Origin of the sequence: Pseudomonas sp. PS01298, from assembly GCF_029959745.1 — a bacterium.
GTDB lineage: Bacteria > Pseudomonadota > Gammaproteobacteria > Pseudomonadales > Pseudomonadaceae > Aquipseudomonas > Aquipseudomonas aylmerensis.
On sequence record NZ_JASCPP010000004.1, the window covers coordinates 112,015 to 126,084 of the forward strand.

At 64.7% G+C, this 14,070-nt stretch carries 12 protein-coding genes; 5 read left to right on the forward strand and 7 right to left on the reverse strand.

Annotation, left to right across the window (positions count from 1 at the left end):
* Positions 1 to 3,180 (reverse strand): efflux RND transporter permease subunit, encoded by a 3,180-nt coding sequence (locus QMX97_RS03385; protein ID WP_282396008.1) that lies wholly within the window; start codon positions 3,178 to 3,180, stop codon positions 1 to 3.
* Between the two features lie 275 nt (positions 3,181 to 3,455).
* Between QMX97_RS03385 and QMX97_RS03390 the strand changes: the two genes are divergently transcribed.
* On the forward strand, positions 3,456 to 3,929 hold the full coding sequence (locus tag QMX97_RS03390; protein WP_207200648.1) for a MarR family winged helix-turn-helix transcriptional regulator: 474 nt from the start codon (positions 3,456 to 3,458) through the stop codon (positions 3,927 to 3,929).
* Between the two features lie 10 nt (positions 3,930 to 3,939).
* Here the strand turns inward: QMX97_RS03390 and QMX97_RS03395 are convergent, their stop codons facing one another.
* Complete coding sequence (locus QMX97_RS03395; RefSeq protein ID WP_201144022.1) at positions 3,940 to 5,166, reverse strand: MFS transporter; 1,227 nt, start codon at positions 5,164 to 5,166, stop codon at positions 3,940 to 3,942.
* 64 nt (positions 5,167 to 5,230) lie between these two features.
* On the opposite strand from QMX97_RS03395, the gene QMX97_RS03400 reads away from it, so the two are divergent.
* Genes QMX97_RS03400 through QMX97_RS03410 form a run of 3 tightly spaced genes read left to right on the forward strand, consistent with a single transcriptional unit; the run spans position 5,231 to position 7,379 of the window.
* Positions 5,231 to 6,229 carry an AraC family transcriptional regulator gene (locus QMX97_RS03400; RefSeq protein WP_282396036.1) on the forward strand — a complete coding sequence of 333 codons (999 nt, stop codon included), beginning with the start codon at positions 5,231 to 5,233 and terminating at the stop codon, positions 6,227 to 6,229.
* A complete protein-coding gene (gene mug / locus QMX97_RS03405) occupies positions 6,226 to 6,738 on the forward strand; it encodes a G/U mismatch-specific DNA glycosylase (RefSeq protein WP_282396009.1) in 513 nt (170 codons plus the stop codon). Before QMX97_RS03400 ends, mug begins: the two co-directional genes overlap by 4 nt.
* Before the next feature lie 38 nt (positions 6,739 to 6,776).
* Complete coding sequence (locus QMX97_RS03410) at positions 6,777 to 7,379, forward strand: glutathione S-transferase family protein (protein WP_065905816.1); 603 nt, start codon at positions 6,777 to 6,779, stop codon at positions 7,377 to 7,379.
* An 18-nt stretch (positions 7,380 to 7,397) separates the two neighbouring features.
* Here the strand turns inward: QMX97_RS03410 and QMX97_RS03415 are convergent, their stop codons facing one another.
* On the reverse strand, positions 7,398 to 8,165 hold the full coding sequence (locus QMX97_RS03415) for an SDR family oxidoreductase (protein ID WP_282396010.1): 768 nt from the start codon (positions 8,163 to 8,165) through the stop codon (positions 7,398 to 7,400).
* Between the two features lie 137 nt (positions 8,166 to 8,302).
* On the opposite strand from QMX97_RS03415, the gene QMX97_RS03420 reads away from it, so the two are divergent.
* Positions 8,303 to 9,451 (forward strand): aldose epimerase family protein, encoded by a 1,149-nt coding sequence (locus QMX97_RS03420; protein ID WP_282396012.1) that lies wholly within the window; start codon positions 8,303 to 8,305, stop codon positions 9,449 to 9,451.
* 102 nt (positions 9,452 to 9,553) lie between these two features.
* Here the strand turns inward: QMX97_RS03420 and QMX97_RS03425 are convergent, their stop codons facing one another.
* The 4 genes from QMX97_RS03425 to araD1 are packed head-to-tail and all read right to left on the reverse strand — an operon-like array spanning position 9,554 to position 14,060.
* Positions 9,554 to 10,558 carry a substrate-binding domain-containing protein gene (locus QMX97_RS03425; RefSeq protein ID WP_065905809.1) on the reverse strand — a complete coding sequence of 335 codons (1,005 nt, stop codon included), beginning with the start codon at positions 10,556 to 10,558 and terminating at the stop codon, positions 9,554 to 9,556.
* Positions 10,559 to 10,595: 37 nt separating this feature from the next.
* A complete protein-coding gene (locus tag QMX97_RS03430; RefSeq protein ID WP_282396014.1) occupies positions 10,596 to 11,459 on the reverse strand; it encodes an SMP-30/gluconolactonase/LRE family protein in 864 nt (287 codons plus the stop codon).
* A 20-nt stretch (positions 11,460 to 11,479) separates the two neighbouring features.
* Positions 11,480 to 13,060 (reverse strand): aldehyde dehydrogenase (NADP(+)), encoded by a 1,581-nt coding sequence (locus QMX97_RS03435; protein ID WP_106804407.1) that lies wholly within the window; start codon positions 13,058 to 13,060, stop codon positions 11,480 to 11,482.
* Between the two features lie 10 nt (positions 13,061 to 13,070).
* A complete protein-coding gene (gene araD1, locus QMX97_RS03440; protein WP_282396015.1) occupies positions 13,071 to 14,060 on the reverse strand; it encodes an AraD1 family protein in 990 nt (329 codons plus the stop codon).
* Between the last annotated feature and the right edge of the window lie 10 nt (positions 14,061 to 14,070).

Consider the following 14,070-nt stretch of genomic DNA (forward strand, 5'->3'; position numbering starts at 1 on the left):
TCAAACCCCTTGGGTAACGGTGGTCGCAACCCGGGCGTGCTGGCGACGCCCGTGGACCAGACTGAAAATCAGCGGAACCAGAATCAACGTGGCGACGGTGGCAAACGCCAGGCCACCGATCACCGCACGGCCCAGCGGCGCGTTCTGCTCGCCGCCCTCGCCCAGGCCCAGGGCCATCGGCGCCATGCCGATGATCATCGAGATGGCGGTCATCAGCACCGGGCGCAGACGGGTGAAGCCGGCCTCCAAGGCGGCCTGTACTGCATCGCCGTGCACCGCCAGGCGTTCACGGCAGAAGCTCACCACCAGGATGGCGTTGGCAGTGGCCACGCCCATGCACATGATCGCCCCCGTCAGCGCCGGCACCGACAGCGGCGTGTGCGTCACGAACAGCATCCACACGATGCCCGCCAGCGCCGCCGGCAACGCGGTGATGATCACAAACGGATCGGCCCAGGACTGGAAGTTGACCACGATCAGCAGGTAGATCAGCACCACCGCGCCGAGCAGCCCGAACAGCAAGCCGCTGAACGCCGCGTTCATGGTCTGCACCTGGCCCTGCAGGATCACTTTGGAGCCGGTCGGCACTTCACCGGCGTGGGCCGCGATGATCTTCTGGATATCCGCCGCGACGCCCCCCAGGTCACGGTCCTGGATCGCCGTGAGCACCTCGACCACCGGCTGGATATCCGACTGGGTGAACACCGAGTTGCCGTGGCTGCGCTGGATGTTCGCCAGGCCGCCAAGGGTCTGGTCGGTGGCCGCGCCGGCGCTGCCGCTCAACGGCAGGTTGTGCAGTGCTGCCAGGGTGTCGAGGCTGTATTGCGGGGTCTGCATGACGATCGGATAGGAAATCCCGTTGGCCGGGTTCAACCAGAATGTCGGCGCCACCTGGCTGGAACCGGCGAGGTTGACCACCAGGCTGTTGGTCACATCGCGCTCGGTCAGCCCGACCAACTGCGCGCGGGTGCGGTCGACGTCGATATTGAAAGTCGGCAATTGCCGCGACTGCTGAATGCGCGCATCCACTACACCGGGCACCCGGCGAATATCGCGCAGCAAGGCGCTCGCATAGGTGAAGTTGCCCGCAAGGTTATTGCCGGTGATCTGCAGGTCGATAGGCGCCGACGAGCCGAAGTTGAGGATCTGCCCGACGATGTCCGAGGCCGGGAACGAGAACACCGCGCTGGGGAATTCCCGTGGCAGGGTTTCGCGCAGTTCGCGCATGTATTCGGCGGTCGGGCGGTGGTCTTCGTTGAGGCTGATCTGGATATCGCTGTCCTGGGAACCCACGGTGCCGGTGTTGTTGTACACCACGTTGATGCCGCTGATGGACAGGCCGATATTGTCGACCAGGGCCTTGAGTTCGGAGGCGGGAATCTTGCGCCGGATCGCGTTTTCGATATCGGCGATCAGGCGCGCATTGCTTTCCACCCGCGTGCCGACCGGCGCCCGCACATGCAGCAGGATCAGCCCGGAATCGACCTCGGGGAAGAAGTTGCGCCCAAGGAACGGCACCAGCGCGAACGACACCGCGACAAACGCCAGCAGGCCGATCACCACCGTGCGGCGATGGTGCAAGGCGGTGTCGAGGACACCGTGGTAACGCTCGCGAAACGCTTCGAAACGCCGTTCGAAACCGCGCTGGAAATTCACCAGCGGATTGCGTGACGGCGCAGGCCCGGCTTCGCCATGCACATGCGGCTTGAGCAGGTAGTTGGCGAGGGTCGGCACCAGGGTTCGCGACAGGATGAACGAGGCAATCATGGCGAAGATCACCGCTTCGGCCATCGGCACAAACAGGAAGCGTGCCACGCCGTCGAGGAAGAACATCGGCACGAACACGATGCAGATACACAACAGCGACACGAACGCCGGGGTGACGATCTGCGCGGCGCCGTCGAGAATCGCGGTCTCCACCGGCTTGCCCTGCTCCAGGTGCCAGTTGATGTTCTCGATGGTCACCGTGGCGTCGTCCACCAGGATCCCCACCGCCAGCGCCAGGCCACCCAGGGTCATGATATTCAGGGTTTCGCCGAGGGCCGAGAGCGTGGCGATCGAGGCCAGGATCGCCAGCGGAATCGAGGTGGCGATGATCACCGTCGAGCGCCAGCTGCCGAGAAACAGCAGGATCATCAGGCTGGTCAACGCCGCCGCAATCAGGCCTTCACGCGCCACGCCGCTGATGGCCGAGCGCACGAACAGCGACTGGTCGCCGATCAGGTCGATATTCAGGTTGGGCGGCAAGGCGGCCTTGTTGTCGGCGAGTTTTTCCTTGATCCCGGCGACCACGCCCAGGGTCGACGCCGAACCGGTCTTGAGCACCGGCAGCAGCACCGAGCGGTTGCCGTTGACGTGCACGATGTTGGTTTGCGGCGGGTTGCCGTCGCGCACGGTGGCCACGTCGCGGATCAACACCGTGGTGCCGTCGGCGGTCTTGATCGGCAGGTTTTCCAGGTCATGGAAATCCGACGGGGCGTTATTCAGTTGCAGGTTGAACTCGTAGCTGCCGATCTTCTGCGTGCCCACCGGGGTGATCAGGTTCTGCGTGGCCAGCGCCGTGGCGACATCCTGCGCCGACAGGCCACGGGCTTGCATGCGCGCCGAATCGAGGTCGATCTGCACCTGGCGACTCTTGCCGCCGAACGGGTATGGCAAGGCTGCACCGGGCACGCTGGTGAGCATCAGGCGCACCTGGTTGAGGCCGATATCCCCGAGGCGCTGCTCGCTCAGGCCGGGGCCCGACAGCGCCAGTTGCACGATGGGCACGGTAGAAGCGCTGTAGTTGAGCACCAGCGGCGGTACGGTACTCGGCGGCAGTTGGCGCAGGATCGCCTGGGACACCGACGTCACCTGGGCGTTGGCGGTGCTGATGTTGACGCCCGGCTGGAAGAAGATCTTGACGATCCCGTAGCCGTTCATCGACTGCGCCTCGATATGGCGGATGTCGTTCACGGTGGTGGTCAGCACCCGCTCGAACGGCGAGGTGATGCGCCCCGCCATCTGGTCGGGCGGCAGGCCGGTGTACTGCCAGATCACCGCGATCACCGGGATGCGGATCTCCGGGAAGATATCCGTGGGCGTGCGCCAGGCCGCGAGCGGGCCGATGATCAGGATGAAAATAGCCAATACCAGGAAGGTATAGGGGCGCCGCAATGCGATGCGCACGAGGCTCAGCATAGAAGGTGATCCGGACAGGGGGTTGGATGAGCCAGCAGGCGTTGCCATGCCGTTTTCCCGCCTCGCCCCATGTGGATCCTGGGGAGTTTGCAGCGACATCCAAGTCACAAAGAGGCATACGCCACAATATCGAATTTAGTGGCGTACGCAACTAATTTGTTTCAAGCTGTCTCAGTATTCATCTAAAGGGCATCTCCGGTCTGAAAGGCCTTGTCCTGAGAGGTCTGGCAGGCATAATCGCCAGCGTCGAGTTTTGTATCAGAGAGTATCCGCCCTTGAAATCCGCCAAGCCTTGCACAGACAACCCCAGCGCCTGCGTAAACGGTGCCGTGCGCCGCACCTCGCGGCGCCTGGGCCAAATCTATGACGAGGCCTACGCGCCCTGCGGGTTGAAAGCCACCCAGTACGCGGTGCTCAACCATATCGCCAAGGCCGGCACGCCGAAGATGGGCGAACTGGCGCAAACCCTGGTGATGGACCTCTCGGCACTCGGCCACACACTCAAGCCGCTGGTGCGCGATGGGCTGGTGGAGTTGCGCGTGGACGAACTCGACCGCCGCACGCGGCGCGTGCTGCTGACCGAGCAAGGCGTGCAGACCCATGCGGCCGCCAAGCGCATTTCGAACAAAATGGCCGAGCGCTTTGACCTCGCTTTCGGCCGTGAAGCCGCGGCCCAGCTGCGCCAGACCCTGGACCTGATTGCCTCTGACGCGTTTGCCCAGGCCTTGCTGGCCCAGGCAGACGACTGACGACCTCGGCCTAGACGTGCAGCGCCACACCTGCGGCGCCGGCGTGCCCCGGTACCTGTACCCGCAGCGCGATCAACCCGGCCGCCACCACCATCAGCACGCCGCCGGCGATAAACACCCCGTTGATCCCGCTGAGACTGAACATCACCCCTCCCCCTGCCGCCCCGGCGGCAATCGCCGATTGCACCGATGCCACCACCATGCCGCCGGCGCTTTCGGCCTGATCCGGCACGGCGCGGGCCACCCAGTTCGACCACGCCACCGGCACGCCACCAAACGCCATGCCCCACAGCGCCAGCAGCAGCGCCTGCCCCGGCAGTGACGCCGGCAGCAGCACCAGCGCCAGCGCGGCCACGCCCACCAGCAAGGGCATCAGCACCAGGGTGGTACGGGGATGGCGCACCAGCAGCCAACCGGCCAGTAACGTGCCGGCAAAGTTCGCCACGCCGAACCCGAGCAGCATCAGCGCCAGCCCTTCGCTGCCAACCCCGGTGGTGCTTTCCAGGAACGGCCGGATATAGGTGAAGAGCGCAAAATGTGCGGTGTGTACCAGCACGCAGCCGAACATGCCGATGGCGATCCCCGGACGCAGCAGCACCTCCAGCACGGTGCGCAGGCGCGCCGTACCAGTCGGCGCCAGGCGCGGCAACGTCAACAGTTGGAAGGCCAGCGTCACTCCCCCCACCGCCGCTGCGGCGAGAAACGCACTGCGCCACCCGTAGAGACCGCCGAGGTAGCTGCCCAGCGGCACGGCAACCACGGTGCCCAGCGCAATGCCACTGAATATGATCGACAGCGCACGCGCTAACAGCGCCGCCGGCACCAGCCGCATCGCGACGGCCGCGGCCATGCTCCAGAAACCTCCGAGGGCAATGCCGAGCAGCACGCGCATCACCAGTAGCACCCACAGGCTGGACGAGCACGCCACCAGCAGATTGGACGCGATCATCAGCGTGGAAAACCCCAGCAACACCACGCGTCGGTCGATGCCACGGGTCAGGCCCGGCACCAGCAGGCCGGCGAACAACGCCACCACCGCCGTCACCGTCACTGCCTGCCCGGCCAGCGCTTCGGACACGCCAAGGTCCAGCGCCATCGGCGTCAGCAGGCTGGCGGGCAGGTATTCGGCGGTCAACAGGCCGAACACCCCCATCGCCAGGGAAAACACCGCCATCCACGCCGGGGTGGCCGGCTCGGCCCTGCTGTCGACAGGGGCATGGGACACACATTCGTTCATCACAGACATCCTCAGGCTATTAGCGTGGCGGCCAGTCTAGGTGTGGCCCTCAGGATGATCTATGATGCAAACCCTTGAGTTTTTGATCGAAACCCCGAACATGACCGCCCAGAACGCTTTTGACGTGTCCTCCGAGCTGATCAATGAACTGCTGCGCAGCATGCGCCTGAGTGGCGTGCAGTACCGGCGCATCCAGGCCGGGCCGGTGTTCGGGGTAAGCTTTGCGGCCAAGCCCGGGCATGCGTATTTCCACTTTCTCGCCGCCGGGTGCGCCACCTTGCGCCTGGAAGACGGCAGCCTCTACGAGCTGTCTGCGGGCAATGCCGTGTTTATCGCCCACGGTGGCGCGCACGCGCTGGTCTCCAGCCCGCAGGCTTGCGTGCAGGACATCACCGACTTCGACGCCGCGCCGCTGGGCGATAGCGTCTGCGCGGTGAATGCCTCGCCCGAGACGCCCTCCTGCACCCTGTTGTTCAGCGCCTGCATGGCGTTCGAACTCGACAGCCTGCAAGGCCTCGGCAGCCTGATGCCGGCCTTGATGCTGATCGACGCCGGCGGCCAGCGTTACCCTGGCCTGATGCCGATCCTGGCGGTGATGGAGCGCGAAGTCTCCAGCGCGCGTATCGGTTACGCGGGGATTCTCGCGCGCCTGGCCGATGTGGTGGCGGCGATGATCGTGCGCGGCTGGGTCGAATGTGCCTGCGGCAATGCCTCGGGGCTGGTGGCTGCGTTGCGTGACCCGCGCCTGGCTGGCGCCCTGCTCGCCCTGCACCAGCAACCGGGGCGTGACTGGAGCGTGGCCGAGTTGGCGACGCATTGTCATACCTCGCGCTCGGTGTTTGCCGATCGGTTCCAGGCCACCCTCGGCATCCCGCCGCTGCGCTACGTGACCGAGTTGCGCATGCGCCTGGCGGCCCAATGGTTGACCCTGGAGCGCTTGCCCATCGAAGCCGTCGCGTTGCGGCTCGGCTACACCTCCCAGGCGGCGTTCAGCCGCGCCTATAAACGCATCACCGGGCAACCGCCCGGCGCCAGCCGCCAAGGCTTGCGGAGCCCGGCATGAACGAGCGGCTCGAAGACATCCTCGCCGACCACCTGGACGTGGTGTTCTGCGGCATCAACCCCGGCAAAGGCTCCGCCGCCCTCGGCCTGCACTTTGCCAACCGCAGCAACCGCTTCTGGCGCACCTTGCACCTGGCCGGTTTCACCCCGCACGAAATCCGCCCCGAAGACGGCCCCACGCTGCTGCACTACCGCTGCGGCCTGACCACCGTGGTCGAGCGCCCCACCGCCAGCGCAGGCGAGCTGGCCCGGCATGAATTCACCGATGCGGCGACGGCCTTCGAAGAAAAAATCCGCCGGTATGCACCACGTGTCGTCGCCTTCCTCGGCAAGGCCGGCTACAGCGCCTTGTCCGCTCAGCGCGAAATTGCCTGGGGGTTGCAGCCGCAGTTGCTGGGCGGAGCGTCGGTGTGGGTGTTGCCCAACCCGAGTGGGCGCAACCTGGCGTTCAGCCTGGAGCAGTTGGTGCAGGCGTATCAGCAATTGCGCAGGGCAAGCGATTGCCCTTAATCTCTTCGGTCCATCACCCTGGTAGCAATGGAGGCTCAATGAAACTGATCGGCATGCTGGACTCGCCCTACGTTCGCCGCGTGGCCATTTCCCTGGAGTTGTACGGAATCGACTTCGTGCATGAATCGTTGTCGGTGTTCCGCACCTTCGACGAGTTTGCGCAGGTCAACCCGGTGGTCAAGGCCCCTACGCTGGTGCTGGACGACGGCACGGTGTTGATGGACTCCAACCTGATCCTCGATTACCTGGAAGCGCTGGCCCCGGCCGGGAAAAAGCTGCTGCCCGAGCAGCCCACGGCACTCGCCCGGGACTTGCATGCGCTGGGCCTGGCGCTGGCGGCCTGCGAGAAAAGCGTGCAGATCGTCTACGAACACAACCTGCGGCCAGCCGAGAAGTTGCATGCTCCGTGGCTTGAGCGCATCAGCGGCCAATTGCTTGCCGCCTATTCGCTGCTCGACAAGCACTTGGCCGACAACGACAGTGAGGCACTGACCCAGGCCTCGCTGACGGCAGCAGTGGCCTGGTCTTTCAGCCAGCTCACCGTGGCGTCGGTGGTGAAGGCGGAGGCCTTTCCCCATGTGCGACGTCACGCCGAACGGCTGGAACAGCATCCCGCCTTCAAGCAATACCCGATCGAGTAAGCCCTCTGGGGCCTGGCATCAGACCCAGCCGCCGTCGACGATGAAGTTCTGCGCCGAGCACATCGCCGACGCGTCCGAGGCCAGGAACAACGCCATGTTGGCGATATGCTCCGGCAGCACGCTGCCCGGCAGGCACTGGCTGCGACTGATCAGGTCCCTGGCCGCATCGTCCACCCACATCGCCAGCTGCTTTTCGGTCATCACCCAGCCGGGCACCAACGTGTTGACGCGAATCCGGCTCGGCCCCAGCTCGCGCGCCAGGGCGCGGGTCATGCCATGCGCGGCGGCCTTGCTGGCGGCGTACACCGGGTAGCCGGCCGAGGCCATCATCCAGCCGACCGAACCGAGGTTGATGATCGACCCGAAGCCTGCGACTTTCATCATCGGCACCACGGCCTTGGCAGCGAAAAAGGCGTGCTTGAGGTTGACGGAAATCAGTTTGTCGAAGGTAGCCGAATCGACCTCCTCCAGGGTGTGACGCACGTCATTTGCCGCGTTGTTCACCAGCACGGTGATTGGCCCCAGCGAGTGCTCGAAACGCGCGATGGCCGCCTTGTATGCGATCTCGTCAGTGATATCGCAATGGCCGAATTCGACGTTGTGCCCCTGTGAAACGAGCAGCGCCGCCAGGCGCTCGCCCTGGCTCTGGGCGCGGTCGACAAACCCGACCCGGGCGCCCTGTGCAGCGAAGGCGCGCACCATGGACTCGCCGATCCCCGAAGCCCCTCCGGAGATCAGTACGACCTTGTCCCTGAGGTCGGGATAAACAGCCTGCTGGATACTCATATCGCGCTTGCCTCGCCTAATTAGTCTTATTTTATTTTGCAAATACGTGGTTAAAGGCTATAAATCTGCTGTCCCAACCACGAAACATCGCACATTAGTAGAACTATTCCGACAAAACAACAAAAGGAAGTTCGACCATGAAGCACCCTCGATACCTGCTCTCGGGCCTGGCCATGTCCCTGCTGGTTGCCAGCGGTGGCGCCCAGGCCGCAGGGCTCAGCAGCGAACACAAACCCTTCGGCAAAACCAACGACGGCACCGCCGTCGAACAGTACATCCTGCGCAACAGCCACGGCATGCAGGCCACGGTGATCACCTACGGCGGCGTGCTGCAGTCGCTGAAAGTGCCGGACAAACATGGCAAGGTCGAAGACGTGGTGCTCGGCTTCGACAACGTCCAGGGCTACCAGGCCGGCACGGCGTTTTTCGGCGCGACCATCGGGCGCTTCGGCAACCGCCTGGCCGGGGGCTCCTTTGAACTCGACGGCACGCGTTACCAGGTCCCGCTCAACGATGGCCCCAACTCGCTGCACGGTGGTGCCCAGGGTTTCGACAAGCACGTGTGGAAGGCCGAGCCGGTCAACGACAAGGGCTCTGTCGGGGTGAAGCTGAGCTACCTGTCCAAGGACGGTGAAATGGGCTTCCCCGGCAACCTGAAAACCGAGGTCACCTACCGCCTCAACGACAACAACGAGCTGCACATCGACTACCAGGCCACCACCGACAAACCCACGGTGCTCAACCTGACCAACCACAGCTACTTCAACCTGGCGGGCGCCGGCAACGGTGACATCCTCAAGCACGTCGCCACCTTGCATGCCAGCCACTACACGCCCGTCAATGCCACCTTGATCCCCACCGGCGAACTGGCACCGGTCAAAGGCACGCCGATGGACTTCCTGAAACCCACGCCGATCGGCCAGCACCTCAAGGACGATCACCCGCAGCTCAAGTTCGCCGAGCCAAAACAAGGCGGGTTTGACTTCAACTGGGCGCTGGATACCCGGGGCGACATCAAACAGCTGGCGGCCGACGTGCATGACCCGGCGTCGGGTCGGCGTCTGCAGCTGTACACCACCGAGCCCGGCGTGCAGTTCTATACCAGCAACTTCCTGGATGGGACGGTGAAGGGCAAAGCGGGCAAGACCTACGCGCACTGGAGCGGCTTCACCCTGGAAACCCAGCACTTTCCCGATGCGCCGAACCAGCCGGGCTTTGCCTCGACGCGCCTGGACCCGGGGCAAACCTACACCCAGCACACCGTGTTCAAATTCTCCGCCGATTAACCGCAGCGAGCGGGCCGGCTCGCGAAAGCGTGGTGTCAGTCACCCACGCCTTCGCAAGCCAGCCCGCTGCCATTTTTGATCGTCACACGGTGCCGCCCAGCCTCAGTTCCACAAGCCGATTTTTTCCAGCTCCTGCTTGAAGTTCTCGCGGGTGATCAGGGTCACCTCGTCCATCGCGGTGTACTTCGGCGGCTCGGTGCCTTTGGTCACCCACTCGTACATCATCAGCGCGGTGTTGTAGCCCTCAATGTGCGGGCTGGGCAGCATCGAGCCGAAGAAACCGCTCTCGGCTTTCTTCAGTTCGCCGATGGCGTCGGTGCCATTGATGCCGATGCCGATCACGTTGGCGGCCTTGAAGCCGGCGCTTTCGGTGGCGCGTACGCCGCCAAGCACGGTGTTGTCGTTCATGCCGCCGATGATCAGGTTTTTCGCGCCGCCAGGCAGCTTGACCAGGGCCGAGTTGGTGGCGTCCATGCTGCCTGGGACGTCGAGGGTCTTGGCGGCGGTGAACAGGATGTGATCCTTGGGCATGCCGGCATCTTCAAGAGACTTGACCGAGCCGTCGGTGCGCTTCTTGCCGGTGTCGAGTTCATTGAAGGTGTTGATCACCGCATAGGTGTCCTTCCAGTCCCAGCCGCGTTTTTTCGCCTCGGCGGCCATGGCCGCACCCTGCTTCTGGCCGACTTCGAAGGCCGCCATGCCGAGGTACGGCACGTCCTCCATGAAGTTGCCCTTGGCATCGACAAAGCGGTCATCCACGGCAATCACTTTCAGGCCATTGGCCTTGGCCTTGGCGACGATGGCCGGGCCCAGTGATACGTCCGGCGGGCAGATCACAAAGCCCTTGGCGCCGTTGGCCGCCAGGCTGTCGATGGCCGAGAGGGTCTTCTCGCCATCGGGCACGGCGATCTTGATCACGGTGAAGCCATGTTCCTTGCCGGCTTTTTCGGCGAAGGCCCATTCGGTCTGGAACCACGGCTCTTCAGCCTGCTTGACCAGAAAACCGATCTTCACCTCTTCAGCGGCCAGCAACAGCCCGCTCAAGCTCAGGGCCGAGACCGCCACAGCGGCGCAGCACAGGGAACGCAAACCACGACGACGATTCATACGGTGACTCCTTGTTGTTGTTTTTGAATGTCTGGGGTTAACCGGCAAAGCGGTGACAGGGCTTGCCTGGCACGTCGACCTCGATGGCGAGTACCGCGCCATCGAGGGGATGATCCAAGGGGCTGGCGGCGCTGGTGATGTACAGCGTGGTCAGGTCGGGGCCACCGAACACGCAACTGGTCGGGCGGCTGACGGGCAGCTCGATGACGCGGTCCACCTGCCCGTCCGGCGTCAGGCGCAGCAGGCAGCTGCCGTCCCAGCGGGCGTTCCAGAGATAGCCTTCGACGTCCATCGCCGAGCCATCCGGCCCACCGCGCGCGTGCGGGCCGAACCACACCTGGCCCGGATCGAGTTGGCCATCGGCCTGGATCGCGTGCCGGTACAGGGTGCCGTCCATGCTGTCGCCAAAATGCACCTGGCGACCGTCGTCGCTCCACAGCAAGGTGTTGGGAATACCCAGGCCGTGCAGCAGCGGCGTGACCTGCCCATCGGCGTCGATGCGAAACAGGCCACCGGAGCGACGGGTGATCGGCAGGTCTTCACCCTGCTCGCCGATATTGTTCTGCATGGTGCCCAGCCAGAGCCGGCCCTGGGCATCACAGCGCGCTTCATTGCCACGGTTGCCAGCTTGCGGGTCGGCCACGCACAGCAGGGTCAGGGCCTCGGTGGCCAGGTCGAGGCGATAGACCCCACTGCTCAAGGTCACCAGCGCATCGCCGCGTTCACACGGGATAAAGGCCGAGACATGCTCGGGCAACTGCCACACCTGCAACTGCCCGCCCATCAGGCGCAGGGCCTGTTTGCCGGCGATGTTGACCCAATACAGCGCCTGGGTTGGTGCATCCCAGAACGGCGCTTCGCCCAATTGCGCACGGTGCGCGGTCACTGCGCTCAACGACATGAAACCTCCTGATCAGGGTTTTACAGCGACTCGCGTGATGGCGTGCCATCCACCAAGCGCTGGATACGCAACGGGTTGGCGTTTTTCAACGCGTCGGGCAGCAGGCTATCAGGGTAATTCTGGAAGCACACCGGGCGCAGGAAACGCTCGATGGCCAAGGTGCCGACCGAGGTGCCCCGCGCGTCCGAAGTCGCCGGGTACGGGCCGCCGTGCACCATCGAATCGCAGACTTCGACGCCGGTCGGGTAGCCGTTGAGCAGGATGCGGCCGACCTTCTGTTCCAGCAACGGCGTGAGTTCGGCGAACTGTTGCAGGTCGTGCGGCTCGCCAATGATCGTCGCGGTGAGCTGGCCGTGCAGGCCTTGCAGGGCGGCGCTGAGTTGGGCCTGGTCCGCGACTTCGACAAACACCGTGGTGGGGCCGAAGACCTCTTCCTGCAGCACTTCGTCACCGTCAATCAGCAGGCGCACATCAGCCTTGAACAACTGCGGCTGGGCCTGATTGCCCGCCTGGGCACTGCCGGCCAGGTGCTGGATGCCGGGGTGCGCCAGGAGCTTGGCCAGGCCGTTGCCGTAGCTGCTCAAGGTGCCGGCGTTGAGCATGGTTTGCGCTGGCTGAGCGTCGATCAACTGCGCGACCTGCTGGGTGAACGCGGTGAACGCGGGCGAAGCAATGCCAATCACCAGGCCCGGATTGGTGCAGAACTGGCCGCAGCCTTGCACCACCGAGGCGGTCAGGTCGCGGGCGATGCTGTCTGCCCTGGCGTGCAACGCTTGCGGCAGCACGATTACCGGGTTGATGCTCGACATCTCGGCAAACACCGGGATCGGCTGCGGGCGCGCCGCCGCCATATCGCACAAGGCGCGCCCGCCCTTGAGCGAGCCGGTAAAGCCCACCGCCTGGATTGCCGGGTGCTTGACCAGCGCTTCACCGACACCGCCGCCGAAGATCATATTGAACACCCCCGCCGGCATCCCGGTGGCCTCGGCCGCGCGGAGGATGGCATCGGCGACGCGCTCGGCCGTCGCCATATGCCCGCTGTGGGCCTTGAACACCACCGGGCATCCCGCCGCCAAAGCCGCGGCGGTGTCACCGCCTGCGGTGGAAAACGCCAGGGGGAAATTGCTCGCGCCAAACACTGCCACCGGGCCCAGGCCGATGCGGTACTGGCGCAAATCCGGGCGCGGCAAAGGCTGGCGCTGCGGCAAGGCCTTGTCGATACGCGCGCCGTAGAAATCGCCGCGACGCAGCACGGTGGCGAACAGGCGCATCTGCCCGCTGGTCCGCCCGCGTTCGCCGTTGATCCGCGCAGCGGGCAATGCCGTTTCACGGCACACCAGCGCCACAAAGTCATCGCCCAACGCGTCCAGCTCGTCGGCCACCGCTTCCAGGAACTGCGCGCGGCGCGCGGCACTCAACCCACGGTACGCCGGGTAAGCGGCGGCTGCAGCCTTGGCGGCGGCGTCGACTTCCTGCGGCGTGGCCTGGTAGAAATCCTGCGGCAAGGCTTCGCCGGTGGTTGCATCCAGGCTTTGCAGCGTGATGCTGCCGAGGGCGCTGCGCTGGCCGCCGATGTAGTTGTGGCCGAGGAACAGGGTCATGAAATTCTCCTTAAAGACTGATGACGTGGCCGGGTTCGAATGCCGCGTCGGCGCTGCCGACACTGTTGACCAGCGGCGCGCCGAACTCGGCCTGGCTGATCTCGAACACATCGCCCGGTTGGGTACGTATACCGTCGGCGAATGACAGCGTGGCGGTGCCGAAGAAATGAATGTGCACATCGCCTGGCGTGAGGAATTGACGGTATTTGAAGTGGTGATACTCAAGATTGTCGAGGCTGTGGCACATATTCGCTTCGCCACTGAGGAATTCGTTCTGCCAGATCACCTCGCCGTCGCGCAGCAGGCGACTGGTGCCCGCCAGGTGCTGGGGCAACTCGCCCACGCGCAGCTCGGGGCCGAAGCTGCAACTGCGCAGTTTGGAATGGGCCAGGTACAGGTAGTTCTTGCGCTCCATCACGTGGTCGGAGAACTCGTTGCCCACCGCAAACCCCAGGCGATAAGGCTTGCGGTCCGGGCCGATCACGTAGAGGCCGCCGATTTCCGGCTCTTCGCCGGCGTCGTCGGCAAACGGCGGCACCGGGAACGCCTGGCCGGGGCGCACGACAATGCTGCCGTCGCCCTTGTAGAACCACTCCGGCTGCACGCCCACCTCGCCGGCCGCTGGCTTGCCGCCCTCCACGCCCCATTTGAAGATGCGCATGGTGTCGGTCAAGGTGCTCTCGTCGCCGGCCTGGTGCATCTTGTCGCGCGCGGCGGCGCTGCCCAGGTGAGTCAGGCCGGTGCCGCTGATCAGCATGTGCGCGGGATCGGGATGATCCAGTGGCGGCAAAATCTTCAGCTCGGCCAGCAGTGTGGCGTAGTCGTAACGCTCACCCAGGCCCAGGCTATCCACCTGTTGCGCGAGGTCCACGCCAGCGTCGATGGCCGCCAGCGCCACCTCACGCACGCTGCGTGCGGTATTCACTTCGCGCACGTTGGCGCCTTCCACCACGCCGACCCGGCGCTCACCGTTGTGCAACTCGAACTGGACTAAACGCATGAAGCTTCTC

What these genes read in the sequence shown, in the direction of transcription:
- QMX97_RS03385 (WP_282396008.1), bottom strand. Translation starts at nt 3,180, where the DNA reads ATGCTGAGCCTCGTGCGCATCGCATTGCGGCGCCCCTATACCTTCCTG.
- QMX97_RS03395 (WP_201144022.1), bottom strand. Translation starts at nt 5,166, where the DNA reads ATGAACGAATGTGTGTCCCATGCCCCTGTCGACAGCAGGGCCGAGCCG.
- QMX97_RS03400 (WP_282396036.1), top strand. Translation starts at nt 5,231, where the DNA reads ATGCAAACCCTTGAGTTTTTGATCGAAACCCCGAACATGACCGCCCAG.
- mug (WP_282396009.1), top strand. Translation starts at nt 6,226, where the DNA reads ATGAACGAGCGGCTCGAAGACATCCTCGCCGACCACCTGGACGTGGTG.
- QMX97_RS03410 (WP_065905816.1), top strand. Translation starts at nt 6,777, where the DNA reads ATGAAACTGATCGGCATGCTGGACTCGCCCTACGTTCGCCGCGTGGCC.
- QMX97_RS03415 (WP_282396010.1), bottom strand. Translation starts at nt 8,165, where the DNA reads ATGAGTATCCAGCAGGCTGTTTATCCCGACCTCAGGGACAAGGTCGTA.
- QMX97_RS03420 (WP_282396012.1), top strand. Translation starts at nt 8,303, where the DNA reads ATGAAGCACCCTCGATACCTGCTCTCGGGCCTGGCCATGTCCCTGCTG.
- QMX97_RS03425 (WP_065905809.1), bottom strand. Translation starts at nt 10,558, where the DNA reads ATGAATCGTCGTCGTGGTTTGCGTTCCCTGTGCTGCGCCGCTGTGGCG.
- QMX97_RS03430 (WP_282396014.1), bottom strand. Translation starts at nt 11,459, where the DNA reads ATGTCGTTGAGCGCAGTGACCGCGCACCGTGCGCAATTGGGCGAAGCG.
- QMX97_RS03435 (WP_106804407.1), bottom strand. Translation starts at nt 13,060, where the DNA reads ATGACCCTGTTCCTCGGCCACAACTACATCGGCGGCCAGCGCAGCGCC.
- araD1 (WP_282396015.1), bottom strand. Translation starts at nt 14,060, where the DNA reads ATGCGTTTAGTCCAGTTCGAGTTGCACAACGGTGAGCGCCGGGTCGGC.